This window comes from Desulfopila sp. IMCC35006 (genome assembly GCF_005116645.1).
GTDB lineage: Bacteria > Desulfobacterota > Desulfobulbia > Desulfobulbales > Desulfocapsaceae > Desulforhopalus_A.
Genome location: NZ_SWCM01000021.1, coordinates 1 through 26,134, shown reverse-complemented (window position 1 = coordinate 26,134; position 26,134 = coordinate 1). Strand labels below are relative to the sequence as shown.

Genomic DNA, 26,134 nt, shown 5'->3' with positions numbered 1-26,134 from the left:
AATAATTTATCATCTTTCTGGATAACATCAAAAAAGGAGCGCTTATTAGAACTACAGAACTGTTTGTTAAGCGCAAAACAAAGGGATTAACATGGGTTGGTTAGAAGAAATAGCAAAGGCACTTCCAATAAAGGAAATATATCAAGACGCTGCCCAGCCCGCGGTAAAACAGGTAGGTCAAGCACTCGAAAGAACGGTTAAAACCGCAAGGTTTGTTTTGGCACCTGTAGAATATATTGCTGCTCAATATGTTCGCTGGGAGCGATATCTTGAACGTGTTTCAGAGAAAGTACCGGAAGAGAATTTAATTGAAGCCGATCCTCAAATTGCGGGACCAGTTTTCGAAAATTTGCGTTACGCAAAAGAAGACAGCCTAATTGCGGAAATGTTTCTGAACCTCCTTGCAAGGGCAATCGATAAAGAAAGGGTGCATGAAGCTCATCCGGCGATCGGCCATATTATTGGCCAGTTGCATCCCGACGAAGCTATTATTCTATTTTTTCTAAAGCAAAGGCAATATAGCTTACAAGAAAAGTCTAAGTATAATCGAGAGAATAATACTTTATCTCCACGTACAGAGGTAAAAAACGATTTTCCTCTTGATCGCTTAGCTTTTCCTCAGAATTTTCGAATTTATCTTGACCATCTTTATAGTCTCAATCTTGTCTGGTTGCGGCAGGCAGGCAACCAAGTTCCTACTTATGACGAAGGAACTGAAAATCAAAACGGAGTTATTATCAACAACGTAGCTGAGTTAATGGGTTTTGGTTTCGTGTTTGCTTCTGCCTGTATTCCTGAGAAGCTTCCAAGCGAAATTATAGAAAACAACACTTAAACGCCGCTCTTCAGCGGATCGCAAAAAGCGTGCGCCCACTTAATTCCGGGCGTTGGGCATAGACCAAAAACAAAGCTACAGAGGCCACAAAAACGAGGTTGGGTACAATGGATAAAGTCTTTAATCTTAGCAGTTCAGGCAGTTTTGTTGGTGAATGGTGGCTTCCAGGCAAAGAAGATTTAAAAATCATTGGAGTGCTCGATTATTCCCCAGAAAGCGGACTTAGGTTGAACCTAGAAGGATTCTTCAAGGGCAACGAGTTTGATGTCATCATTGGCGAAGCATCTGGCAGCAAAATCACATTGCTGAACTGTTTTGCTACGACTTTGGTGACTCCATTCCATGAATTCGCAGAATATGCACCAACGCAGATTTACGCAAACATGGGAATAATCGGATTACATGCAGAAGCCGAGCAGAATATTCAACTTGAATTTATTAAACTCGAAACAAATGACATCAAGGCATGGACTTGTCTTACTGGTATTGATTACAAAGGTTATTCACAGAGTTTTAAAAAAGATTCATCTACGTTCAACATCCCCTATAAACTTCCGGAGAGTGAAGTATTTTATGCTGGCGATGATGCGAAAATAACTTTGAATGTGTCTTTAAATATTCCTTCACTAATGCGACCACCTTCAGAAATAATCTTTACGGAAAAGAACACTATAAAAATTACAAATGAAGCCGGAGTGAATGGTTTATTCTTTTTTGATTATATTGATGCAATTAGGAAATTTATTACTCTTGCTATGAGAGAAAATGTAACTGTTCAGAACGTGAGAGCAATGCCAAAAGGTTCAAAAGATTTAATTCATGTGTTGTACATGCCTATTGATATAGAGTTGGACTATATTTCAGAGAAGTCCTCAATTTATGATATGTTTTTTACATTTCCTAAAGAAAAACATAGGATTTCAGAACTATTTAGAAGTTGGTTACGTGGTTATAACAATATGATGACCGTTTACAGCCTATATTTCATGAAGAGCAAAGGTATGTTGCACAACTTATTTCTACCTAAAGCACAGGCTTTAGAGGAATATCATAGAGTAAGCAGACCTGATGCAGATAGCTGGGGACTTAAAAGCAGAATATCAAATTTATTTGAAAAATACGTAGATATCATGAAATACACTGGCGATAAGGAAGTCTTCTCACAACTAGTATTAGACCATCGAAATTATTATAGCCATTGGTTCAAGAAGAAAGAGAATAAAGTACTTAAAGGCATCAAACTTGATTACTTAAACAGAGATGTGAATCTCTTGCTGGAAATGTGCCTGCTAACTGAAATGGGTTTCAGTATTCCAGAAATAGTAAAAATGGTTGAAGGCTGTCACGCATATAGAGGCTATCTTGATATTGGTGGACCGCAAGGGGCAGGCGTTTCCCCTCCACCTCGCGTTTTGTGGAAACCGGGAATCGTATATCCCGATTAGACAAAATAATTCCTTTTGTCTAATGTTCGATAGTCATCGCTGAATCGAAATAAGTTTTCCCGGTGTTAAACATTTGGTCAAATTATTCTTTATATTTATGTTTAGCGATAAGGAATTGAAACGTCTATTTCCGTTCCATCAGCGATGGTTCCTGTGATTTTTTAAGTTAATATTCCTTTTAGGAAAGAAACTTTAAGATTACCAAAATCTATTTTTATCTTTTCTGTAAAACTTGAAAGCTAACGCCCAAAAAGAGAACAGTGCTCCCCAAGCGATTTTATCATACATTTTTGCCATTTTTTGCTTTATTGCATCTGTTAATCCTGCGGCTGGGCCATGAAGTTCGAAATCAGATAAAACATGACTCCCAAGTAAATTAATACCGATAAAGAATATGCAGCCAAATATTATTGCCCATTGTGTTCTTTTAGACAGTGCTATTACTGCTAGTATTTCTATCAACCAGTTTGGCATGGATTGTGTTTTATAGAATTTAACGTGGACATAACCTGCGAGATTCAGCGAGTCCACGTTGATGGATTTGTTATCGATTTTTTATTACTAGCTTTGATTAAATAACCATAAAAGTGCACCACCTAAACCAAGCTTTATTAATAGTTCTTGATCCTTTTTCTTTTTATCTTCCTGTAACTTCGCGAATTTAATTGAACACTGTTCGTCTGCAATTGCTTTCGCTTGAATTAATGCTGCACTAGCATCTTTATATACAGGTATATATTTCAACTCACTGATAAAAGCTGGTAGCTTTAAGCCTTTATCTAAAACAAGAGGAAGGATTGTTTTATTAAAAGCAGTTGCTTTACCTATTTCTTGAGAAACCCACTCCGATTCTTTCGCATTTTTACTCCAAAGCAAAACGAATAAATCAGATTGCCGAATCGCATTCTCTATTTTTTTAGATAGGTCTTCACTTGGTTTAACCGAATGTTCTGCAACAAAGACGTTTATAAAAGTGTTTTTTAGTTGTTTTTCTAACAATTCAACATGTGGTAAATCTAAAGTTGAGTAACTTACAAAAATATTGAAATGCATAATGCCTTTTTTGTTTTTGATCTATAACGTGGAGCTAACGGGACCGCGCTGTTTGCGGGTCCGCGCTTAGCGCTTGGTTGGGTTAATTTTTATTATTTCAATTTGAAAGTTTTCGAATAGACTTAATTTCATATCGCCAATCAGGAGGTGCCAGAAACTGTTGAACATAAGACCTGTCAGCTCCTCGTAGGGAATGAATATCGACGTTTTTCCAGGCAGGACTGTTTAGCCAGGGCGGGTCTTTTATGAATTTCCCTCTGTTTTTATTGTATTTTACACCCTTGATTTCGAACATCACACCTTTTATCCCTTTGCTCTTCTGTTGAGAGATATCCTTGTGCGCTGTTTCCCACGTTATAGCGCGTACTGAAAGATAATATTCTTTTTCATTGAGTTTACCGTTAAAGATAAAATTGCTTTTAGGTGGATATTTAGGTTTCAAGATTCTTTTGTAATGGCCACAAATGACAAGCTTAAATTCCAAATCATTTGGGTTGTCGTTCTGATAAGAAACACAATCAATAATGTCGATCCAGTGCCCGGCTGATTCTTTTATTTGTTTTTTTACAAATAGAACCGCTCTTGCCTCATCAGTCGAGGCATACTTGAGATATTCTTTCAATTTCTCTTCTGAGAGAAACATTGATTCTTTCAATAATGATGTTTTCATTTTTTTTGACAACCCAACATTTAATATCCCGCGTTGGCTTTTTGGGGATGAAATCGACCAATCGTAACTGATTTTTCTTTCTAAGATCGTCGAATTCCACTGCTATTTTAGAAATATATTTGCCGAAGGTAAATGCTTCCTTCTCACATGTACCAAAAATATTTTGTTTTTATCATAGTAGGCGAGATTTTTTCAATTAGCAAGATCAAGACGTTAGGAATTTTCCACGCATTTTTTTTGAGGATATGGCCCTGTTACAATGCCGTGCGGTTAAAGGACTCTCGCTCTCGCGCAGAGCCCCCCCCTTATTGGTTGATCCTGGTCCTGTGGTGTTTAAAAAGCGACTGGTGTCAGGTTGTTGCCAGGACAAGCACTAATCGATTAGCCGACCTTGAGAGAACAAAGATACCATTCAGAAGGGGTTGCCGGAAAAATTGGTTTGCCGAACGCCATTCGGGTGCTGGATGTTCGGCAAGAAGATCCGCCACCAAACCATTCAACTCGGCAGCCATCAAGGACTGAAATAGTGGATCAATGATTTTGTCTGACGCAGCAACTGGGGTAGACTGTGATGCTAATTGTTCCGCTTGGCCATTTTCTAGTTCCATGACAGCCACTAACACCCAATCGTTTGGTCCGAGGTCGCCCTGTCCGTGTTTCGGATCGAGCACTTGCCAGCGAACCGATTTTGGTGTCATCGGAAGATCGATAAGTTTTGCCAGTACACTGATGTCGGAGTTGACTGTATTGAAGTCCATCGTGCGCTCCTTACATCCAAATTGAGAGAAGACCCCAGCCACTATAGCCAGAGCTAACACCAACACTCTGATCGTTAATGGTTTGTTCGTTGTGCTTGTCATTCAGATGATATTCCTTAGTCGATCCAAGGGGGAATGATACCAAGTGACCGGGTAAGTGTAACCCGACCCGGGCGGCGCTAAGCTCAATTTTTGAATTATTGGTATCAAAAAACGGCACCAGGTCACGCCGGCAACACAGTTTTTGATACCAATAATTTTCTAGAAATTTTTATAGTTGACGACTAAACAGATAATTGCCAGGTGAAGTGGATAGTAGGTATAAAACACGTATTTATATTTTGGCATCTCTACCGGCAGGCGCGATACTATCCAAATTAACGGCAGAGCGGCGAAAGCCCAACTGTTCTGATTCACTATCCACAAGGACCCCCAGGAGATTAAAATTAAAATTGCAGCAGTCCAGTTAGGTTTTCTGCAATACCACCACACGGCAACACCAAGTAATCCGGCAAACCACCAAAATTCAACAACAGCGCCGCCGAGGAAGAAAACTATTTGAGCTATTATGGGGTGGTGGGTGTCTATCAAATAAGCCGTTGCTGTAACAACAAGCAACAAAAACATAATGTTTAAAGGCCACCAGCCACCAATCAATCCCCCCATCAAAGTAATAGGTATTATTGCAATCAATCCAGACACCAAAAGGCGATTCATAACTCGACCATAGACACCGTTCTCAAGAGCCCCAGGACGAGCTAAATTGTAAGCTAAAATGATCAGAAAAATTGGTAAAGCAACTCTTCCCAAATCAAAGATGAGAGTAATCTTTTCATGAAAATAGTACTTGTTTATATGATCAAGGGTCATAATAAACAATGCTATCCATTTTAAAACTTCTACGGTTCCGTCTTTAAAATCGATATGGGGAAGATTCATGATTAACGGCCGTTATAAGCATCCATTTCTGCTTGATCGGCTTTTTGTTTTGCAAGTCGTGCGTTGTATTCAGTCAGGACTTTTTCGTAGTCACTTGAGTTCACCCAATGACCACCATTCTCAGGATCACCTACGTACTTGGGAATCTCGTCTCCCAAATTCACATATTGATTATTAGTATAATCGCTGCAATATATAGGCATATTATTGTCAATTATTGTGATTATTTCTTCATCTCTATGGATGGTCTTTTTTGTCGTTCTGTTAAGGTACAGCGCATCGCATCTCCCGGCACCACTCGCTAGTGCATCAACCAACCCTTGCATTTCAGGAGTTTGATTTGAGGCTGGGCATTTTTTTAGAAAATTTCTCCTTTCTTTTATTGTGTCGGATAATTTTTTCTCTCTTATATCAAAATACCGGCGCAACGAGGGTTCACATTCATCCGGGGCGCTCCCTGTTGATAGACACATTATCGCTTCACAGGATAGCCGTGTATCGCCGGTTAATATATCATCATCTGCTTTGACTGATGTTACAAACAATCCTGCCATCATTATCAAACTAACTATCCTTTTCATGACGCGACCTCCCTTTTTACCTGACCAGTTCTTTTTCATTCCTGTTAGTGGTGATTTCAACCTCTTCCCTAATCTTCATCCTAGGCAAGTTACCCTTTTCGATACTGTTAATAATGTTTTGTTTTGTCCTGGCCGCAACCACCGCTCGCTGTGCCGGGTTTAGTCCATCTGCTTCGGCTCTTTTGTCTATAGCAACAGCCAAGGCCGTTGCGTTTGCCAGTTCTGGATATATCCTAGCCGCTTCCTGGGGATCTTTGGTCGCCCATGTTTTGGCCATTTTTTTGCTATGTGTGTCGCTTTTTGATTCGGGCTCTTCTTGGTTTCCATCTCTTTTGTAGTCCATTTTCCCCGTTCTTTTGCTTAGTTCTTCTTTATCTTGTCTTTGAGGTATATATCCTTTGACGTGCATTCCCTTTGAGTTGGCTTCTATCCAAGCTTCCTTTTTGAACGATTCTGAACCAGAAACTTTAATTTCGTTCCATCCTCTTGCTTTGGCAATAAGTATCATGGAACTGGTGACTCTCTCTTCATTTGATTGGGTCTCTATCCTATTGCCCTTGTCTTCAAAAGAGCTTCCGTTTTCGGCATAATATTTATTTCCAACCTTCGTGTATTCTTTTTCTAAGTCTGGCGGTAATACTGGATTTTTTTCAGGTTCCGACGCTGTAAATATTTCATCGGATTCTATCGTGTTTTCGGAATGTGAGGTTTTTTTGTTGTTATTATTTTGAGATTTTTGAGCGACAAACTGAGACTTGCTTTTTTTGATGGAAGCTATTTCTACTATTTTTCTTAGTGTCTCGGGAGATGTCTTGATAATTTCTTTTTTGTAGTCAGGATAGGTATTTGCGTTTTTTGCCATAATTTCAGCAGCGGCTTTTTGTGCTCCTATGTCTTGTATTTTTCTAAAAGAAAGAATATCTGCTTTTGCCATTTTTATGTTTGTTTCTGGGTCGGCTTCTTTTAGGGCTGCTCGCAGTTTTTCATTGTCTCTAATAGATTGGAGGTTTTTACGATCTATTGATTTTTGAATATCCACCAAAGAAAGGGTGTAATTTTTTTCATTCAGATATTTTGGATTTCTTTCTATCTGATACCATCTTTCGTCATTTTTGTTTTTTCCAATCTGATAAACCTTTCCTTCGGGTGTTATGTATTGAAAACGACTCGATCCAACAAGGTTGGCTTCTTTAATTGCTTCCTGTGATGTGTTAACCTCTTTTTTTGAATCATATAATGGATTATGTATTTCAAACCTGTCTTTTGGCTTGCTAAGATCATATTTAAGTTTTTCAACAAAATCATTGTTTGTGCTTTTGCTCATCGACTCACCTTTTTTTAAATCTCGGCGTTGGCTTGCCTATATAATTCGTCTGCATATTTATTAAGAGCATTTACGTCAACCCCCTCCAACGGTGCTTCTGTATCTGAAAAATTTATAGAAAAATCTTCAAGATGTTTTTTGGCAAGTTTCGGTATATCATCCGGGGTAACCGGACGATCAATATATTTTTTTTCTGAAGATGTTGTTGGTAGACTCTGCATTATCTGAATATTTTTTGTGCCTATCATAAGATCATGATCCTCAAGGTTGATCTTTGGCACAAAGGCGCTCAGTTCCCTTTTCTTTATTGCAGAATCTAATTGGTTTTTTGTTGGTATCGCTGATTTTAAAGAATCAAGACTTGGAGATATCATTTTTAACCGATCCACAAAGACTTTTTCATTATAATACAATATTCGTTCGGCAAGGATTGGGGGTACATTTTCCATAATTACCAATTCCTTCGTTTGACCCAAGCTGGTTATTTCTTGCGGCAACAATAAGGCTCTGCGTTGATCTGAGGTTGACTCAGTTCTTCTTTTTTTGGTAAATATTTCTTTACCTTTTGATTCTGAAATTCCTTTTACAGTTTGAAAGCCAAGCCAATCAGAAATATCTTTTGCTGTTTGGGTTTCCGAAGCTTTGGGCGGGAAAATTATATTAAGGGCGTGATTGGTGGTAAAGGTTTGGGCGGCATCTCTCCCGTATATGTCAACTAACTGTGCAGGGCTTTGGATGATCGGCATCATTCTCAACCCATACCCTGCAATATAGCTTATGCCTTTTGATAATATGCTTATTTTCCCTATTGACGTGAATTCGTCCATTAATAATAAGCAGGTGTATTTAATGTCTTTGTTTTGGTTTGGAAGCTCTCTTGTATTGAGATCTAAAAGTTGCTGAAAAAACAAATTGAGCAAAGGTGCCATACGTTCAAGATTGTCCGGTGTTACGCCTAAATAAATAGATATCCGTTTTTTTCGGACCTGTCTTAAATCAAAATCATTTGCGCTGGTGGCTGCATCAACTAAAGGGTTCATCCATAATTCAAGTCTTGATCGAAAAGACGTTATTATACCCGCCCTGGTGTTTTCTGAAGATATTGAAATAAAACTACTTAAGGCTCTAACACAAGCTGGCGATAGAGCTTTACCTATTTCGGCAGACTGTCTATCAAATTTAATTTTCTCTAATTTCCTGTTTAGTGGGTTTTCCCTGGTACATTTGTGGTCGAAAGCTTTTTTATAATTTGAATTTAGGTGATACCAAACCGCCATTTCTGATAAACGAGGGTGGTTCTCATGAGCCTTTCCTTTGTCACCCATAACTTCATTGAAATCCAGTTCGGCTTGGTTTTCTGCTTCTTTATGTTTTGTGTTTTTTATATGCTCTCCTAATATCCGCATATTTATTATTTTGGTGAAATACAAAGAGCTATCACCTTCCGCCAGTGACTCTCTTAGAACTTGTCCTAACGTTACGAGTTTGTTGGGCGTTTCTAGCAGATATAAGACCACTCCTAAAAAGAAACTTCGAGGGCTGGCCGTCCAAATAACATCTGTACCAGGTTGATCCGGGAACAGCATGTTTGCGATTTTTTGAACATCATCAATTCTGAAACTAGGGTTGTCACTTATGTAGGAAAGAGGGTTGTAGCGATGGGTGCGGTAATCGACAGCGGCAGGATTAAAAAGATAGCATTCTTGGCCGTATTTTGCCCTATATCCACTTGTTATGTCCCAATTTTCTTGCTTAATGTCCAAAACTACAAGTGATTCGGGCCAACTCAAAAGATTGGGTATAACTACACCAACACCTTTCCCGCTTCTTGTTGGTGCGGAAATAATGGCATGTTGAGAACCTTTGAACATAAGGTATTTATTATATTTTTTTCCTACAATAATCCCTTTTTCTCCCAATAAACCAGCTCTTTTTATCTCGTGTTTTTTGGCGAAGCGAGCATCACCAAAAAGACTCCTTTTGGCTGGCATTAAAAAAAAGACAAAAGGGATAACAATAGCCAGAACGGATGAAAAACTTGCTATAAATATCCATTTTTGAACTTGTTTTTCTGCTCCGTAATAGTACCAATATTGATACAATGTGAGAGGGGTTGTTTCGTTGATGTCTCGGTTAAAAGCTAACAGGAATATTCCTCCTGCAATATAAACCCAAATGAGCGCTATCACAAAAACAAGACAGCTTATCAACACAATTTTAAAAAAGTTTTTGCCTTTTTTTCTCAGGTTCATAGTATATTTCTCTAAGTTTTCGATTGTTATAATAAAGAATTATATCAATCGTGGTAACCAATCGTTCCTTAATGTATTTTGTGTCTAAATGGGTCCCTGTTTTACTGTCCTTGATAAGGGCAGTTAATTGTTCAAATGTTTCGAGTGCCCCGTTTGCGTGCATTGTCGATATTGAACCAGGGTGACCTGTGTTAACGCTTTTTATAAATTCCCAAGCTTCATCACCGCGCAATTCTGCCAATAATATTCGATCTGGTTTCATGCGTAGACATGACGCTAACATTTGCTTTGATGTGACCTTTGCTCCGCTTTCGTCTTCCCTTGTGTAAAACAAATGCACCTTGTTGGGGTGATGATGTAAAAAAAGTTCATGAACATCTTCAATGGTAACCAATCTCTCTTTTGGGTCGATACTTCTCGTAAGACTTTTTGTTATTGTTGTTTTTCCAGATCCTGTTTTTCCTACAATTAATATGTTGCGATGTCTTTTTACTGCTAAATCAAGAAACTCTTTAATTCTTTTTTCTTGTTTGAGTTTTACTAATTCATGTTCAAATGGTTTCAGATCATCAGGCACGTCTTCGTATTCTTCAAAGGAACCTTCGGTTTCTAGTTGGTCGAGGGTTTTGTCAATTTTTGAAGGTTTCCTTATTGTGATTGATACGGTAGAGGCTTCACAGGCGGGGGGGATGATTATTTGTATACGCTCACCTCCGGGTAAAGTTGCAGATAAAACTGGTTTTTCAGGGGAGATAGACTTTTTATTGTAACCAGCAATTAAGGTTGCAAGCTGACGACAATAACTAAAATCTAGGGAATCACTTTTGTGACATGTCCACCCATTTTCTCCCTCAGTCCATATTTCGCCAGGGCGGTTAACACAAACCTCGTTCAGAGTTGAATCGTTTAAAAATTCAACAAGAGGTTTAATATATTCGTCGAGCATTTCAGTCGATTGCCCGTTTTTCTTACTGTCGAGCATTAGTTTACCCTTAATCCATAAACGTTTGAAAAACTCAGGTCACGAGCCACCATTATTTGAATGTGATCACCTTGGTTTTTAATCAAAGTTGGCGGTATGTTGACCGAGGATTCGAGTATTTTCTCGACAATTTTTTCCCCTCCACTTGCTGTGTTGTCATAAAAATTCACCGTGCTGCCGTCATTTGTGCTATTGACAAAAGCTTCTATAGATCCTTGTAGCAGACTCATCATTATTGCTGCTCCAAAACGTTCAATGAAGTGGTTGTCAACCCACCCCTCTAACCCAGACCTGCCTAGCGCGTCTGTTCCGGGTGAATCAAGCGATATGATCACGCCTTCCGGCGTTTCTGCGCGAGTCCAAAGCACAAATATTCGGGCTTGTCCTTGTTTTATCCCTCCTTGATATTCACCTACTAACTTTGATCCACGATCCAAAAGAAGCACTTGCCCGTTGTTTGAATATGTGTCCCTGGTGAGTCGGCATGTTGTTAATCCTGGAACAGTACTGTCTATTGCTGTTTCAAGAGCACAGTCGAGGGTTGTTCCTTTTGTGATAAGGTAGTTTCTGTCGGGTAACTGAGAAGCGACGGATTGGGGTGTTGCGGTTGGTATAAGCCGATCTGCAAGTTTGTTGTCGGGACCGTTTTCGTTGGTTGGTTGCGCTCCTTGCGGGGTAGTCTTTTTGGGCGGTGGGTTATTTCCTTTACCTTCGTTAGAGTTTGAAATCAACATATCGCCGCTCATTTTCCTGTCTGTCCAATCCTGCTCTTTTTTCCCGCTTGTGTTTTTGTTGGATGTTGTTTCGGCGTTTACCACTAAAGGAACCGGGGGAGGTGGTGTAAATTGGTCTGCAATTTCCTTTCGTTTGACAGGTATTACCAGTGCTGGCATTCGGTTTTGAACTTCTTCTTTTATTGGAGTGTTTTTTTCTTTTGGTTGGGGAGGAAAGTTCACCAACCAAATAAGGCCCGCGCCAAGCACCAATAGAAAAACATAACCTATTGTGGTTAATACTTTATTCGTGCCAGTTCTTCTGTTAACTGTGGGCACACCTTCGTTTTCTCTATTGATATCGCTTTCTGTATTATTATCAGAGTTCATCTTGCTCTCCTTTAATGGTTCTTTCCACGTCTGGCGCGACAGTTCCTGTCTTGTTGTCCTTTCCTCCGTCCAGGTTAAAAGATCTGTTTACCACAGAGGCTACAGCGGGTCCTTTTCGCAACATTAATTTTTTGACCATTCGCTGGACTACAATTGTATTGCCGTTGATAACATTGGTGTTAATTAATGCTTCTTTTTCGCTCTCATCAACAGAGTATATTGCTGGCATATCTCTATTGTTGCTGAAAGTAAGGAATATAAAACTGCCGTTGTCGTATGCGGTTGTTGGGCTAATTTCTTCTGATCCTGCGACCCAATAGTTGAAATTAGCTTTTTCGTCATATTTTTTTGCCTTTAGTTTGGCTTGTATTTCCAAGTAAGCAGCTTTTTCTTTTGCCCGTTTTTCTTCCTCAAGTGTTTTTGCCGCCTCTTCCTGCGGATATCGAAAAGACAAAGAATATATAAGATTTTGACTCGACCATGCTTTTTCGTCTCTTATAGACTTTTTATCTACAACCAAGGCAAATTGATATGTCCTTTTTTGGGTTATTACAGTAACATTTGTGTCCGCTTTTTCAGAAGTTGGCTTTATAAATAGGTTGTTTTCTTTTGAAACTATTCGCCACGCTTTGTCGTCGCCAGCAGCAACATATTTAACATCTTCACCGTCACCGAATTGTATATGTGTTGACACCCCATAAAATGTTAATATTTTTATTACATTTTCCGGATTATAATTGGCAACCCTGACGCGAGCATCATATTTGCCTTTATTTGGAACCATCTCAGAGCGTGCAAGCGTAGGCATTATTAAAACGAACAACAAGATGCAAAACAAAGACGATTTCATTGTTTCACTCCTTTTTCAATTTCGGGTAAAAGTATTTCCTGGGGGGCAGAATCAGGGTCGTTCCTATATTCGACTACTTGGAATCCTAACGGATTAATAGCTCTGTTTTCTTCAGACATGTTCGTTTTACCAATATATTTGAAAATTATCGTGGCGGTGTAGTGTGTGCTTTGGACCTTGCTTGACCCTCTTTCTTCTACGAGCTTTGCATAACGCACAAGGGCAATTTCCGGCTTTATAAAGGTGGTGCCAAAAATCTTCACGCTTACTTTTTTGTATTCTCCATATTCGTTTAGAGGAGAGCTAGGGTTTTTGGGATTAAAATAATTAGCAAATTTTTGCTGTTCTTGTCCTGCAGACATTAGACCAACATTGGTGTAATATTCAGAGGCCAATTCCCTTGAATAACCCTCCCTGTATCTCACGTAAAGTTGAGCAAAATATCTGTTTATTACTTCTTCATACATCGTTTTGCCGTTCTTCAGAGAATCAATAACCTCTACAATTCCACTTGTATTATCAACTCTTATGACATATGGCTGAACCGTTTTCAGTGGCGTTAGAACGGTAACCGCTAATGTAGAAAGAAAAGCCATACATATAGCAATTGCCGATATCCACCAGGCTATTTTTCTGGATTTCTTCAGTTCAATAATCTTGTCAATTTCCCACCCCTGGGCTTCGCCAAGATATTTCTCAAAATCTTTCTTCGATACTTTGTCCATGGTGTTTATTCCTTTTTTTGAGTGCTTTCGGAAGGTATCACCAGTTTGTTAATCGGCCTATAATCGCCCTTTGGCAAGGGGGGTGGAGGTGGAGGTGCTATAGCGCAGCCTGTCAACATACATACGAACATCAAGCTGATAATTATTCTGTTAATCATTGTTCAACCCCCTTCATTTGTTTTATGTGTACTTTTGCAACAACAAAACTATATATATTGAACACACAAAATATATAATATTGTGAATATTCACAAAAAAAAACCTTGGTTTAATTGGCTTTGGTTATTTGCCTTTGAATTTGTTCCAGACTGCGTTCACCCCTGTGGATCGCGCTAAAATCCTCATGTCAGATTTACTCCTATTTATTTGACGTCGAATGTTCATTGGTCGGCTTGCTGCTATTCCCCGCGTTGTCCTGCTATATATCCCACTAACTGCCCCTAATGTGCTCACAGCCACACCACCGCCAAGCGCAGACGCTATATTAGATACTTGCATTAATACTAAAAAACCTATTAAGCAGAATGCAACTGCTGGTAGTACTCCCGCTAGCGAAGGCGTGGCTAAAGCCGCTGGTGTGGATATCACGATGAGATAAGATTGTATTATAGTCAAAAACAGTTTGATAATTGCGGAGGTTAGGACAACAACAAAAATGAAATTCAGGGCTTGACCCAACCAAGCATCAAAAAACCTTTTTGTTGCTTCAAACATTATTGACAATACAAATACTGGTCCCAGGGCAAGTAAAACAGCAAGTCCAATCTTCGCCATGACCAGCAAGAATGCCGAGTATGCGGTGAGGATGATTCCCGACAAAAGAACAAGAGCCCCGGCTAGCCAAACAAAACAATTTGGGATATTTAAAGTGCTGCTCCAAGGGGAGGCGAAGGAATATTCTGAAAATGCCGCAAATATATCCCAAAAATGCCCCATGAAGTCATCAAGAAATTGTGTGTTTGTTAAGGGGTTTGAATTACCAATTGCTGCAACAGCTGCCAAAGAGTCTGGCAGCTGCCAAAGAAAATCTGTTATGTATTGGTTGTATCTACCAACGTTCAAAGCAACCGCTATTATCAAGGTTAGACGAACAATTCTTTGCACACCGTCTGTTACCGGCTCAGATATTACACCGCGCAACATTGACCACCCCCAAAACATCACATAAATACCCAACAGCGTTGTGGCAACAGGAGTAAATTGGGTGATTAGATCTGTGGCTACATTTTGAAAATATGTCGTCAGGGTTACGTTCAGTTTCGTGAACAATGTTGTGTAAAAATTGAACGCTGCCGGTGCTCCCATATTATCTTACCATTTTGGAATAGTATTGTTTTTGTACATCTCCGAGCTTTTTTCCTTATCACGCTGCGTCTTTACCATCACACAAGTTGGGTTGAAAACAGGAGTTTTGTTTTCTCCCGGACACCATTTGTCCAAAAATGCTTGAGTGGTAATCGTGTCCCCGTTTTCATCGGTTATGTGTTCTACATCCGTAACAATTGGGACTCCGTTTAGGTCTGTTTTCGAACCCTGGCACCCAGTAAATGCAATGAGAATCAAACCTGCGATTAATAAATAATACTTGGTCATTTTTAACCTCACCAATTCGGTATAGTGCTGTCTTTGTACATTGCAGTAGATTTATCTCGATCACGCTGATTTTGTAAGTCTTTTTGAGCCGTGGCTAATTGACTTAAAGTGTGAAGTTTTATTTTTTCATTTTGGAGCATCAATCCTTCAGCTTGAATTCGGCCTTGAAGATCCGCCATGTCCTTTGCGTCAGGTGCGTCATTCACCTTATCTAACAACACCTGGATATCATCAAATCTGGCACTTGCTTTCCGGTAGGAATCTTCTGCCGTGGCTCTGTTAATTGCCGCTTGTCGAGCGTCTTTTTGATAATCTTGAGCATCCAAGGAATCGGGATCTACCCATGTTTCGGTGAAATCCACTCTTTTGTTTTCGTTCATTATCGCGTCAGTGTTGCCATACCCGTTATTTAAAATGGACTGATACTCATCTGGTAGGTATTTGCGTGACGCAGGGTTATTTACTAAACTACCCATTCCGCGAACACCATTGAGACTATTGTATTCTCTTTCCATTTGTCTCAATTGTGATTCTAACTGTGCGAGTTCCTCAGCCATTTGTGCTGCCTGCTCTGCCCAAGCAACCACTTGAAGGACTGATTGGGCCAGGTTAGCACCGTCAATTACTGGTATTCCGGCGCAGGCGTTGTTTTGCAAAAAAAGACCAAAAATAAAAATAATGAGACACAATTGTTTTTTTAGACGTTTCATTTTTTCCTCCTAGTGAATATTTGTTGTGATATCAAGCTCACAGCAGGTTTTTTCTGAGTCTTTGAAATTCTGGTAACCAAACTTCAGGGTCTGTACCGTGTTCGGAGACAAGTTTTTCTGCTAATGCTGAAGTAGCTGTATTCCCTGAGAGGACGGCAAGTTCATCTTCAAACCCGCGCAGGTTTAATTCTGCAACGGCAGAGTTTTTGCCTTGTTTTATGAGGAAACAACGTGATTTTTCCCCAAGGGATTTTACTATTTCGTATTCCCGTTCGCTTAATCTGAAACCCTCCACATAGTCTTTTCGGGTTGCTTCTGGGTTTGGAAGGAATATTTTTGTGGCAGTTTGACCTATAATTGCAAAAGCGATTTTTGATCTGAGTACCTGTGTCGGTGATTGAGTAAACATGACAAGAAAACCATCTTGTTTCCGAATTGTGACCAGTTTGTTTTGAGCTAGATCCTGAAATGCTTCATCGTCTAGCAGTTTCCAAAACTCATCCATGAATATAGGTATGCGCCTACCGTCTATCAGGTTTTCGATTCTGTGAAATAAGTACATTATCGTTGGCGTGCGGGTGCTTTCGTTTTCCAAAAACTCTGTCACGTCAAAACCGACCATCGGGCAGTTGTCCAGGTCGAGAGTGTCTTCTTTGTTGTCAAACAACCACCCATAAACACCGTCACCACACCACCGAGATAAACGAATATGCAAACCGTTTTCTTCTGTTGGATCAAAAAATTCGAGCAACGCACCAATTTTTCTCTTTTCTTGGGAAACGGCCATTAAACCGGCTATTGCTTGGGATATTTCTCGTTCCTGGTTTAATGTTATTGGCACACCTTCATGTTTCACGAGCTGTTTCACAAGCAGCTCAAGGAAGCTGATATTATTTGGTGAAGGGGTCATTTGAAATGGATTAAAGCCTGTTGGTAAACCATTTTTTAATGGATAATAGCGGCCTCCCATAGCTCGTATTCCAACAGCAGCCCCTAAGTCCTTATCAAAGACGATACACGATAGTTTTTTGCCGTTTTGAGGTTGATTGAATTTTTGAGTTTGGGCCAACAACATCATCTCAAGTACGGTTTTGCCCGTTCCGGATTTTCCGATTACAACTGTGTTTGCTAAGTCTTTATGGTTGGGATCTAGCTTGTCGTTTTTATCCGTTGAGCCTTTGTGGAAAGAAAAATAAAAAGGGGCTCCCGATGTCGTTTTAAACATGGTTACAGCATCACCCCACTGATTGCCTTTGATTCTACCTGTTGGAAAGTTGTGAAAACTACTAAAGGCAACAAAGTTGCGGCTGGTGATATCTCCCACCCTGACTCTAAACTGAAAATTGCCGGGTAACTGAGCCCAAAATGCACCAGCGATTCCAATCTCTTCCCTTGCCCATTTCATCCCAACATCCGAAATCGCCGTCCCTGCTATATTTATTGAATCGTTCAAGGTTTTTTTGTCGTCACCAAAGATCAATAAACTTAAGCTGTGGGCTCCCATGACAAAAAGGTTTGACGCAAGATCATCAAGAGCCTGATCAATCGCGTCAATTTGGCTTACTGCAACGTCACCTGCATTTACCATTCTGGCTTGCTGTCTTTTCATTCTGCCCATGGCAACAGGTTTTGATAAAAAAGTGAAAGACTGTGACAAAACAAACTCAAAAGGAACAGAAAACAAATTATTTAATATTCCAGGAAACGAGATGCTAGGATATTCCTGAATTGTAACGATACCAGCGTATTGAGTTCTTGTTGGTCCTTTTAGTGACATCAATCCTACCTTTCCGAAAAAAGGTCTTGATGTGGCCATTATTTCACTTATGTTTGCTCTGGCCAGAGGGAAGCGGTGCCATTCACCGTTTACCAGGAATGAGTAAAATTCCAAGACTTCTGAATAAACAAAACCATTGTGTTCATAACATCCCAATAGTTCCGGTTCGTACCTTTCGAGCGAAGCTATTGCTACACCGGTTATCTCCTCTAGTGTCGCAATATCATCTGATTGGTGGTTTTCTGTTTCTTTTTTATTTCTTTTCTCAAAGAGCCCTAATATTTTCAGGGCTTTTATTGGCTGAGGACGATAAATGATTGTCAAATACAATTCGTTGACGAGCATGGGCTCTTGCGCCATGTATTTCTGGTATTTTTCGTTGAAGTGCTTGCAAAATCCAGGTGTGAAATCACCTGCGGGATAAGAGGAGTATTTTCTTCGCACCACATGTGACCATATAGCCACGTTTGGGGAAGAGATGTTTCGTAAAAGTCCGTTGAGTTGGTCGTGCCAGGAGTTGATGTCTTCTATGTCGGCGCTCTCGTGTGCTGCGCCCTGCATTTTGATTGTTGCGGAATAATCTCCGTTCTTCAGTTTCACCACATTTGTTGTGACTTGGCTGGTATATGGGATGAAAGAAGATGTGCTTTCTTCTTGAGCAAAGGCTTTGGAGAATTTAAAAGTTGCAGCCATTGTTGTTTCCTTTGGTCAATCCAGCCATTTTTTTTTGGAGAGCGGTGAAAAGCTCGCCGCTCTCCAAAAACGAGTGTTTCGGCATCGCGCCGAAGTTTGCAACCATATATAAATCGAATTAAATATTTCCGGATCATTAGCACTAATCAGGTATAAAATAGCGTGGACCGGCGCGGCTAACAAAAGATAAAGAGGGTTGCCAATTGCAAGGAATATTAAAGTCGTCACCATGAATTCGATAACAAAAGCAAAATAAGGAATTCCCCACATTGTAGCTGGTCTGGTTAAGCCAACGAACAAATCATCAGTATGTATATGCTGAGGATCATTAATCATGCGGCTCCCGCGATTATGTAGTCAACTATAGAGGTTGCGCCGAAAATCAGCACGATACCCACAATGATTTTAATAGCCCAATCCCACGATAATTTTCCTGCTATGGCAGCAATTCCACAAGCGATAACCGCTATAATAGCCAGGGTTCTTGTAAGGCCGCCTGTGAAAATAGCTAGAATTTGGGTCGCTGCGGTGTCCCAGGGTGACCCGGCAAAAGCCGACATAGGCATTACCAGCATTAAGCCTAACAATGCGACCGAGAATACGAACGAGTAGCTATATTTTTGTTTTTTCAACATCTCCCTCTCCTTGAATGCTTTTTGGTTTATTTTTATCTTCTTGTTCTTTGAAGCTTGGTATTCCAATGTATAATGGGGGCATTGTGTCTGTCTTTCTCATTAAATACCGGATTAACCTGTCCAGGCTTACCCAGGAGCGCCATTTGCCTCGGGATGTGACTAACCTCACATCGCCCTCTTTTCCCTTCCACGTCAAGTTTAATAAGATATTGTAGCTGCCCTTCTTGTTCCTTATTATTTTTATCGCCGTTACTACTCGATTTTGTAAATATTCGAATAATTCCTTCTCTTTCACAGTGTTCATTCGTGTCTCGTTTTTTGAATTTTCTATAGAATCCTTTTGTTGTATTTGTCTTATTTAACAAAAAATACCGAATGAGACACATTATTCATTTGCTGGATTTTTTGTCGCTTGCGGTGCTGCTATTTCAGAATCATCTAAAAGATGGTTAACAGCCTAGTATACTGTAGATTTACTGTCAGAATCGCTGTATACATTTGTTTCTTTGCCATCGATTTCCTGGTCTTCGTAAACACTCAATTCGTTTTTCTCATAATTTCTTTCTTCTGTTATTTGGACTGTTTGCAATATTTCATTTTTGTTGTGTAAGCTTTTTTCTTTGAGTGGGATTGGCGGAATAGCGCTAATTATTTTTTGAACATATCCGTTTTCAAAGCCCTTCGTGAAAGATCCGGTGTTGTATGCTGAAATTGCCTGAAGAAATGCCCTTCGGTTGTCGCTGGTGTTTCTTTTGGCTAACACATAGTTTGAATTGAAGATTTTTGCGGCGGCGGCAATGTTGTTGCAAGGGTCAAAAATTTCATCAACAGTAAGACCAACGGTTTCCAAGTTTGCTGAGTTGATCTGGCCTAGGCCCATATCGACACTGTAATTGTGACCGATCAACCATCGGGCTGTTGAGATTGCTTCAGCCTCATTTTGTGGCTGGCGTGCTAACTTTTTGTTGCCATTAATGCCAATAGCCAGGTGGTTGTAGTTCGATTCTGTTTTGACTATTGCTGAGAGGGTTGGTGCGTCAATTGCTGGCGCACAACTTAAAGCCAGGGTTGTTATCAAGGAAGCCATCATAAGTTCTAAGATCCTCACTAGATAAATGCTTCTCGTGTGTTGCGTTAAGTTTATAATAGTATATAATACACTTTTATAAACTTTAATCAACGCTTGATTTATCTATACTTCAAGAAAAGGTATGGTGTCAAGTATTCTCTGAACGGTGGGTGGCTGCTTTTTTTTGTTTTTGAGGAGGTTTTGCTTTTATTGTTGTGTTTTTATTGTTTTTAGTGGATTTTTACATGGTTCATTTATTTTTCTGATCTATTTTCTTAATCTCTAAAACGATAAAAATGCCTACAAACTTTGATTATTTTCTAGCATTCTTCCGAAAGAAAATTTTAATAGATGGAGAGAAGCAAGTTGACATAGCAATGTCACCGAAGGTCGTAAAATCAGCTGCTTACATAAACAAATTGTTTAAAGGGAACGCAAAAAGCTGTCCCATTGAGATACAAAAGAGGATCGCGGATTATTTTAATATCTCTTACGGAGCAATGATTGAAACAGGCAAGGAAATTTTTGAAAACCAACTACTGCCTGGCCAGGGTTCCAGCAACGGATTCAAAGACAAACAGATTTCTCTTGATGTCGATTTGTTAAAAACGGAAGATCTAATAAATTGCCTGAAACGTGTTGCTGCCACTCTAATTGAAAACAATAAAGCTATTAGAATTGCTCAAGAAAATGAAAAAACCTGTGCGTTGCTTTCAGAGCAAATGGAGCTATATAAATTGATTTTTTCTGAGCTGGACGAGGGAGTAACTTTTTACAACGCGAAAAGAGAGATAATATATTCAAGTAATCGTTGGGGTTTTCTTAGTGATATTGATATTGAGTCCAATCCTTCTGTAGATTCAATAATATTGAATCTACGAAACAAGATCTTGAATTTTGATGAAGTCCTTAATGTCGTTTTTGAAGCATCTAAAAAGAGAAAGCCTGTGTTCGTGAATGTGGAGGTTGTTAACGGTAGCATATTTAAATTTAAAATTGTGCCGATTTACAAAGAGGGCGTGTTTTTAGGTTCTTTACTTATAAATTCTCTAGTAAAAGGACCTGCAACCAAATAATTAGGGCAGACTGTGGGGGAATTATGAGTCCAAAAACTTCTAACAATATCTTGTTAAGCGTTCTCGCCGGGGCTATTCTTGCTGCTCGTACTGTTTTGTTTTTTTTGATGTTTTGGTTGCGTGGAATTGTTTTGTCCTTGTCTGGTGTTGTTTCTTTTTTAACGCTTTTTGTTTGCCTTTTTTCGTTTTATGCCTTCCCGGAGAAACCACAAATGGCCTGGGGGTTTGCTACAGCCAGTTTAGTTAGCTTTGTTGTTGGTTGGTTATATGATAGCATTTTGATGACAATTGCACCCCAAGATTTGGTGTCGCTTTATCTGTAAATTAGATGTCAAAAGCGTCACTATTCGAGCTGGCGTGGTTTGATTGTTTGTTAAATTCTTTTAAAAAAGTAGACTACTTCGGGTCAGGTAATGATTGCCATAAATCAAAAATAAACCTGCTAGTTGTGGGGTCGTTTGCAATGGCGACCTCTATATTTTCTCTGTCTCCCATTGCGAAACCAACATCCCATTCGTCCGTTCCGTAGTCTTTCACGTAAATATGTGTACCGGGTTCCGGTTTCTTATTTTTCCATTCAATCCACATAATTGAACCCCCTTTAGGCCCAATGAAACATAACTGCGGTTTCACATCGTAGGACGTCCGTTTTAAAAATAACTAGTAAATATGTTGGGTATTTTCCGTTGATATTTCTTTTAATTGTCTTTTTCTTACTATAAATTTGTAAAAATTAGTCGTTTTTTTTGGAATGGCGGTGATGCCAGCTTTACAAATCATCTGCTAGCGATCAGACCGGCACCCGCCACGGTTCAATGAAATTTGGTATCAAATCCGGTCCCTCGATGTCGCCCAGGTGAGCCGTTTTGATACCACCATTTAAAAACAGCAACAGCAACAGCTTAAGATTGATTATTTTGGGGATAGATCGGCTTCCGGCTTCCCCAACCACCACCCTCCTTTCTAATATTGTTCCCGGCGTTTTCCGCTGCGCTGCAACCACCGCCAACAAATTATAAAGGGTGTGCTGGCCGGCGCGATCCTCCAGCCTTAGAGCTGCGAATTACCTCTTGAGGTTCAATCTCTTCTTTTCCTACTGCCCGTTTTTATCTTTCTAAATTGCATTGTGGAATTTACCAACCGGAACCGCACAACAGTTCCGGTAGGTGCATACCCCATGCAGGATCTTCCTTGTATTGCCTGACATTTTATATGTGGTGCGCGATGCTCTCCCTCCGGTCGTTTATAGCTCACGAAACAGGATAACTGCAGGACCGGGATTAATTGATACGCTTTTCCCATGTAATTAAACCAGGGGCCGCTTGTGCGGATACAAAAAGCGTATCCGTGCGGTAAAGGACTCTCGCTCTCGCGCAGAGCCCCCCTTTAGAGCTTAAGCCTACTTGGTTTGTGGTTAAAAGCGGCTGATGATGGAAAAAATAACATAAACAAAACTGATACTTGCGGTTTTTTTTGTGAGGTTCCAGCCGAGGCGATCTTTTGTAAAATACTTCTCTTTTGATACGTATTAATATAGCTTTATATGTATTAATATGTTATAAGTAGTCATGTCTTTTAGATGCTCTGAAACTCACCAAAGCTGCCAGAGCAAAACAAAAAACCTACTGAGGAGATTTTAAAAATGGGAACTTCAAAGAAAATTGATGTTTACGAAATGATCACAAATCAAGTGCTCGAACTCATGGAAAGTGGCTGCATCCCTTGGCAAAAGCCATGGAACGCGAGAGGGGCAAATAGAAATCTGATAAGTGGAAAACAGTACCGAGGTATAAATGTATTTTTACTTTCTTGCACCTCTTTTTCAACTCCTTGGTGGTTGACTTATAAGCAAGCTGCCGACAAGGGCGGCAAGGTACGCAAGGGCGAAAAGGGCACCCAGGTTGTTTTCTGGAAACCTTTATTGATTAATGAGGAAAACCCCGCAACCGGAAAAACTGAAAAGAAAAAAATCTTTATGTTGCGATACTATACAATTTTTAATCTTGATCAGGTTGACGGTATAGAGGCCCCTGTTGAGCCGGAAGTCGTAGAGCTTGAACCCATAGCCGCCGCCGAGAAAATTGTTACTGAAATGCAAAACGCCCCTAAAATTGAGGAATCCGCAAGTGGAAAAGCCTGTTATTACCCACAGCTTGATAAGGTACAAATGCCTTTTTTCACTGATTTTGATGAATCAGAAAAATTTTATTCAGTGCTTTTTCATGAGCTAGGCCACAGCACCGGACACGAAAGCAGAGTGAACAGGCCCGAAGGAATGAAAGATATTAAATTTGGTTCCGACAATTACAGCAAAGAGGAACTTACCGCAGAAATGACAGCCGCTTTTTTGTGTGGCGAAGCTGGCATACTTCCGGCCACCGTTGAAAATTCCGCAGCCTATCTACAAGGTTGGTCAAAAAAGTTCAAAGAGAGTGCCAAGATGATAGTTTGTGCAGCAGCCGCAGCACAAAAAGCCGCCGATTACATTCTCAACGTGAAATTTAACGACCAAGATTAAAAACCAAAAAATCTAATGAGGGTTAGGCGGACAACTTAACCCTCATTAGATTTAAATATATTGGGTTTTAAAAATGAAGGCATCTGTTCGCCCCGGTGGAGCGACAAACGCTTTTAGAGTGGCAAGCAAACTGCGCTTGCAGCAGCAAAAGAAGGAACGATCAAACCCGGCACTGGTGAGAGTGCCGGGTTTGATCGTTGAAAATTCAGGCTTCCAGCCGGTAAAAGTGGCCTGCGGCTCAGTTAAAAAATAGCCTCATTCTCATTGGTTACTTTCTGAAATCAGAATTCGCGAGACAATATGACTTGGTATTTTCACAAACTGACCACCTTTTCGGTGGTCTATGCGGCCAGCGGTGACGCTACAGCGTCAATTATTGCGGGGATTGCCTCTATTGGACCCGATAGTTGTAGCTGCTCGCACTCATAAATCCCAGTTCTCGCACTTATCTGGTTTTTCCGTCTCACATTAAGTGACTCTATAAATCAAACCGTTCCCACATTATTTGACCGTATCCGCAGGTCTGCTCACATTATGTGATTTTATCCGCCGGTCGATCTCACTTTATCTGATTCTATCCGCAGGGATTTATAACTGTATTGGGTCTATTCTCAACAAAGATAAAGAAAACCCATAATTCAGAGTTTTTGTATAGAAAAACAGATCGAAAATGCAGAGTATTTCTTTGGCGATAAACTGAACTAAAAACGAACGTTTTTAATGGTGATTATTACATAAGAAAAGCATTGTGTTTTCAATATGATAATCTATATTTAAAATAGTTTTTCGGTGTTTCTCTATACTTATATGTAGCGGCTCGCAATAACGAGATAACTCGGCTCACATCAAGTGAGAACAGGACGTCAACGAAGCTAAAGAAGGAAAGTCACTATGGGCAATATCCACCTCTTTCTACCCAGGCTAACGCTCAATGAATTGTTTGTACGTGATCTAATGGCAGCAAATCCTCCTTGTATTGCCTGACATTTTATATGTGGTGCGCGATGCTCTCCCTCCGGTCGTTTATAGCTCACGAAACAGGATAACTGCAGGACCGGGATTAATTGATACGCTTTTCCCATGTAATTAAACCAGGGGCCGCTTGTGCGGATACAAAAAGCGTATCCGTGCGGTAAAGGACTCTCGCTCTCGCGCAGAGCCCCCCTTCAGAGCTTAAGCCTACTTGGTTTGTGGTTAAAAGCGGCTGATGATGGAAAAAATAACATAAACAAAACTGATACTTGCGGTTTTTTTTGTGAGGTTCCAGCCGAGGCGATCTTTTGTAAAATACTTCTCTTTTGATACGTATTAATATAGCTTTATATGTATTAATATGTTATAAGTAGTCATGTCTTTTAGATGCTCTGAAACTCACCAAAGCTGCCAGAGCAAAACAAAAAACCTACTAAGGAGATTTTAAACATGAATTCATCCACCGTCCAAGATTCCATTTTTGACAGTAAATTACCATTGCTCGGATTCTTAAAGCAAAATAACCAGGATTTTGAGTGGTATCCCACTACTGAGGAAATGCTTTCTTGCATAAATGCCCATGTAAACCATCGTTTTTCAGATCGCTTCAGCGATAAGCAGCCCCGAGTATCGGTTTTAGATTGTGGTGCGGGTGATGGAAGATCCCTTGAAAGTATTGCGAATGGTGGGGATATGTACGCCATTGAAAAAAGCGATAGACTAATAAAAGCAATGTCGGACGATATTTACATTGTTGGCACTGACTTTCACCAAAACACAATCATAGATAAACGGGTCGAAGTCTTATTCTCTAATCCTCCGTACTCGGAATATCAAGAATGGTCCTCTAAAGTGATTAGAGAAGCAAATTGCACTGTTGTTTATCTTATAATCCCTACAAGGTGGGTTGATTCCATCCCAATTCAAGAGGCTCTTGATGCTAGAGACGCAGCAGCTGAAATTCTCGGAACGTTTGATTTCTCACATGCTGAAAGACAGGCAAGGGCTGTTGTTAACGTCTTGGCTATAGATTTATCCAATGGCCGTGGCGAGTATAGACATAATAAAGAACCAAAGGTGGACCCGTTTTCAGTCTGGTTTGACGAACATTTTGCTTTTAATGCTGACCAATCGGATAACAGTAGTTTTGCAAAAGAATCGTCGAAGCAAAAGCTATCAGAAACGATCAAACAAGAAGTTGTAAATGGTAGAAATTTGATCCAAGTTCTTGTTGAGCTGTACAACAATGAAATGCAGCATCTTATTAAAAATTATCAAGCTGTAGGAAAGCTTGATTATGCAATTCTTAAAGAGCTAGGGGTAAGCATCTCAGGACTTCAGAAGGGTCTGGAGCAGAAAATTATAGGGCTAAAATCAAAATATTGGAGTGAGTTTTTTAACAACTACAATCAAATTACCTCAAGACTTACCAGTGCTAGCCGTGACTTGTCAGCGGCGATCTGAAAGTGTATTTTCTTCAGCGGTTTGAAAATGTATAATCTCTCTTTTTCCTTTTCTTGATTTTCTTCCTAAAAATTAAAATAAACCAATCTTCTTCCCCTCCTTTTTCTTCC

The 26,134-nt window shown here is 39.9% G+C and carries 28 protein-coding genes; 7 read left to right on the top strand and 21 right to left on the bottom strand.

Annotated features, from left to right (window positions below):
* The first annotated feature begins 91 nt into the window (after positions 1 to 91).
* Positions 92 to 835, top strand: a complete 744-nt coding sequence (locus tag FCL47_RS22295) for an Abi-alpha family protein (RefSeq protein WP_136815929.1) — start codon at positions 92 to 94, stop codon at positions 833 to 835.
* Positions 836 to 942: 107 nt separating this feature from the next.
* Entirely contained in the window at positions 943 to 2,280 is a 1,338-nt protein-coding gene (locus FCL47_RS22290) for a HEPN domain-containing protein (protein ID WP_136815928.1), read from the top strand.
* Between the two features lie 198 nt (positions 2,281 to 2,478).
* On the opposite strand, the gene FCL47_RS22285 is transcribed toward FCL47_RS22290, so the two are convergent.
* The 20 genes from FCL47_RS22285 to FCL47_RS22190 form a co-directional block, all read right to left on the bottom strand.
* Positions 2,479 to 2,754, bottom strand: a complete 276-nt coding sequence (locus tag FCL47_RS22285) for a hypothetical protein (RefSeq protein WP_136815927.1) — start codon at positions 2,752 to 2,754, stop codon at positions 2,479 to 2,481.
* Between the two features lie 87 nt (positions 2,755 to 2,841).
* Positions 2,842 to 3,333, bottom strand: a complete 492-nt coding sequence (locus FCL47_RS22280; protein ID WP_136815926.1) for a toll/interleukin-1 receptor domain-containing protein — start codon at positions 3,331 to 3,333, stop codon at positions 2,842 to 2,844.
* A gap of 97 nt (positions 3,334 to 3,430) precedes the next feature.
* Positions 3,431 to 4,003 (bottom strand): hypothetical protein, encoded by a 573-nt coding sequence (locus FCL47_RS22275; RefSeq protein WP_205747408.1) that lies wholly within the window; start codon positions 4,001 to 4,003, stop codon positions 3,431 to 3,433.
* A 350-nt stretch (positions 4,004 to 4,353) separates the two neighbouring features.
* A complete protein-coding gene (locus FCL47_RS22270) occupies positions 4,354 to 4,761 on the bottom strand; it encodes a hypothetical protein (protein ID WP_136815925.1) in 408 nt (135 codons plus the stop codon).
* Between the two features lie 261 nt (positions 4,762 to 5,022).
* Complete coding sequence (locus FCL47_RS22265) at positions 5,023 to 5,700, bottom strand: TraX family protein (protein ID WP_136815924.1); 678 nt, start codon at positions 5,698 to 5,700, stop codon at positions 5,023 to 5,025.
* 2 nt (positions 5,701 to 5,702) lie between these two features.
* The gene (locus tag FCL47_RS22260; protein WP_136815923.1) at positions 5,703 to 6,281 is read right to left on the bottom strand and encodes a TrbM/KikA/MpfK family conjugal transfer protein; all 579 of its coding nucleotides are present in this window, start codon (positions 6,279 to 6,281) and stop codon (positions 5,703 to 5,705) included.
* Positions 6,282 to 6,297: 16 nt separating this feature from the next.
* On the bottom strand, positions 6,298 to 7,605 hold the full coding sequence (locus tag FCL47_RS22255; RefSeq protein WP_136815922.1) for an LPD7 domain-containing protein: 1,308 nt from the start codon (positions 7,603 to 7,605) through the stop codon (positions 6,298 to 6,300).
* 14 nt (positions 7,606 to 7,619) lie between these two features.
* The gene (locus FCL47_RS22250; RefSeq protein WP_136815921.1) at positions 7,620 to 9,857 is read right to left on the bottom strand and encodes a type IV secretory system conjugative DNA transfer family protein; all 2,238 of its coding nucleotides are present in this window, start codon (positions 9,855 to 9,857) and stop codon (positions 7,620 to 7,622) included.
* Complete coding sequence (gene virB11, locus FCL47_RS22245) at positions 9,823 to 10,839, bottom strand: P-type DNA transfer ATPase VirB11 (RefSeq protein ID WP_167496607.1); 1,017 nt, start codon at positions 10,837 to 10,839, stop codon at positions 9,823 to 9,825. The genes FCL47_RS22250 and virB11 overlap by 35 nt, the downstream gene beginning before the upstream one ends.
* Positions 10,839 to 11,942: a type IV secretion system protein VirB10 gene (virB10, locus tag FCL47_RS22240; protein WP_205747406.1), complete on the bottom strand. Its 1,104-nt coding sequence runs from the start codon at positions 11,940 to 11,942 to the stop codon at positions 10,839 to 10,841. Before virB10 ends, virB11 begins: the two co-directional genes overlap by 1 nt.
* Positions 11,932 to 12,792 (bottom strand): P-type conjugative transfer protein VirB9, encoded by an 861-nt coding sequence (gene virB9 / locus FCL47_RS22235; RefSeq protein WP_205747405.1) that lies wholly within the window; start codon positions 12,790 to 12,792, stop codon positions 11,932 to 11,934. The genes virB10 and virB9 overlap by 11 nt, the downstream gene beginning before the upstream one ends.
* On the bottom strand, positions 12,789 to 13,517 hold the full coding sequence (locus FCL47_RS22230) for a virB8 family protein (RefSeq protein WP_136815920.1): 729 nt from the start codon (positions 13,515 to 13,517) through the stop codon (positions 12,789 to 12,791). Before FCL47_RS22230 ends, virB9 begins: the two co-directional genes overlap by 4 nt.
* Before the next feature lie 282 nt (positions 13,518 to 13,799).
* Positions 13,800 to 14,822, bottom strand: coding sequence for a type IV secretion system protein (locus FCL47_RS22225; RefSeq protein WP_136815919.1), 1,023 nt, complete (start codon positions 14,820 to 14,822; stop codon positions 13,800 to 13,802).
* A gap of 6 nt (positions 14,823 to 14,828) precedes the next feature.
* Positions 14,829 to 15,110, bottom strand: coding sequence for a hypothetical protein (locus FCL47_RS22220; protein ID WP_136815918.1), 282 nt, complete (start codon positions 15,108 to 15,110; stop codon positions 14,829 to 14,831).
* Positions 15,111 to 15,118: 8 nt separating this feature from the next.
* The gene (gene virB5 / locus FCL47_RS22215; RefSeq protein WP_136815917.1) at positions 15,119 to 15,820 is read right to left on the bottom strand and encodes a P-type DNA transfer protein VirB5; all 702 of its coding nucleotides are present in this window, start codon (positions 15,818 to 15,820) and stop codon (positions 15,119 to 15,121) included.
* A gap of 37 nt (positions 15,821 to 15,857) precedes the next feature.
* Positions 15,858 to 18,290 (bottom strand): VirB4 family type IV secretion/conjugal transfer ATPase, encoded by a 2,433-nt coding sequence (locus FCL47_RS22210; protein WP_136815916.1) that lies wholly within the window; start codon positions 18,288 to 18,290, stop codon positions 15,858 to 15,860.
* Positions 18,291 to 18,305: 15 nt separating this feature from the next.
* On the bottom strand, positions 18,306 to 18,626 hold the full coding sequence (locus FCL47_RS22205) for a type IV secretion system protein VirB3 (protein ID WP_136815915.1): 321 nt from the start codon (positions 18,624 to 18,626) through the stop codon (positions 18,306 to 18,308).
* Positions 18,623 to 18,925: a TrbC/VirB2 family protein gene (locus FCL47_RS22200; RefSeq protein ID WP_136815914.1), complete on the bottom strand. Its 303-nt coding sequence runs from the start codon at positions 18,923 to 18,925 to the stop codon at positions 18,623 to 18,625. Before FCL47_RS22200 ends, FCL47_RS22205 begins: the two co-directional genes overlap by 4 nt.
* Positions 18,903 to 19,229, bottom strand: coding sequence for a hypothetical protein (locus FCL47_RS22195; protein WP_136815913.1), 327 nt, complete (start codon positions 19,227 to 19,229; stop codon positions 18,903 to 18,905). The genes FCL47_RS22200 and FCL47_RS22195 overlap by 23 nt, the downstream gene beginning before the upstream one ends.
* A gap of 153 nt (positions 19,230 to 19,382) precedes the next feature.
* Positions 19,383 to 20,015: a lytic transglycosylase domain-containing protein gene (locus FCL47_RS22190; RefSeq protein WP_136815912.1), complete on the bottom strand. Its 633-nt coding sequence runs from the start codon at positions 20,013 to 20,015 to the stop codon at positions 19,383 to 19,385.
* A gap of 275 nt (positions 20,016 to 20,290) precedes the next feature.
* On the opposite strand from FCL47_RS22190, the gene FCL47_RS22185 reads away from it, so the two are divergent.
* Both FCL47_RS22185 and FCL47_RS22180 read left to right on the top strand, forming a co-directional pair.
* The gene (locus tag FCL47_RS22185; RefSeq protein WP_136815911.1) at positions 20,291 to 21,070 is read left to right on the top strand and encodes a hypothetical protein; all 780 of its coding nucleotides are present in this window, start codon (positions 20,291 to 20,293) and stop codon (positions 21,068 to 21,070) included.
* A 23-nt stretch (positions 21,071 to 21,093) separates the two neighbouring features.
* A complete protein-coding gene (locus tag FCL47_RS22180) occupies positions 21,094 to 21,393 on the top strand; it encodes a hypothetical protein (protein WP_136815910.1) in 300 nt (99 codons plus the stop codon).
* A gap of 73 nt (positions 21,394 to 21,466) precedes the next feature.
* Here the strand turns inward: FCL47_RS22180 and FCL47_RS22175 are convergent, their stop codons facing one another.
* A complete protein-coding gene (locus FCL47_RS22175; protein WP_136815909.1) occupies positions 21,467 to 21,658 on the bottom strand; it encodes a hypothetical protein in 192 nt (63 codons plus the stop codon).
* Positions 21,659 to 22,712: 1,054 nt separating this feature from the next.
* Between FCL47_RS22175 and FCL47_RS22170 the strand changes: the two genes are divergently transcribed.
* The 3 genes from FCL47_RS22170 (at position 22,713) to FCL47_RS22160 (ending at position 26,024) form a co-directional block, all read left to right on the top strand.
* On the top strand, positions 22,713 to 23,588 hold the full coding sequence (locus tag FCL47_RS22170; protein ID WP_136815908.1) for an ArdC family protein: 876 nt from the start codon (positions 22,713 to 22,715) through the stop codon (positions 23,586 to 23,588).
* Positions 23,589 to 23,661: 73 nt separating this feature from the next.
* Positions 23,662 to 23,841, top strand: a complete 180-nt coding sequence (locus FCL47_RS22165; RefSeq protein WP_136815907.1) for a hypothetical protein — start codon at positions 23,662 to 23,664, stop codon at positions 23,839 to 23,841.
* A gap of 1,169 nt (positions 23,842 to 25,010) precedes the next feature.
* Positions 25,011 to 26,024 (top strand): class I SAM-dependent methyltransferase, encoded by a 1,014-nt coding sequence (locus tag FCL47_RS22160; RefSeq protein ID WP_136815906.1) that lies wholly within the window; start codon positions 25,011 to 25,013, stop codon positions 26,022 to 26,024.
* Positions 26,025 to 26,134: the final 110 nt, after the last annotated feature.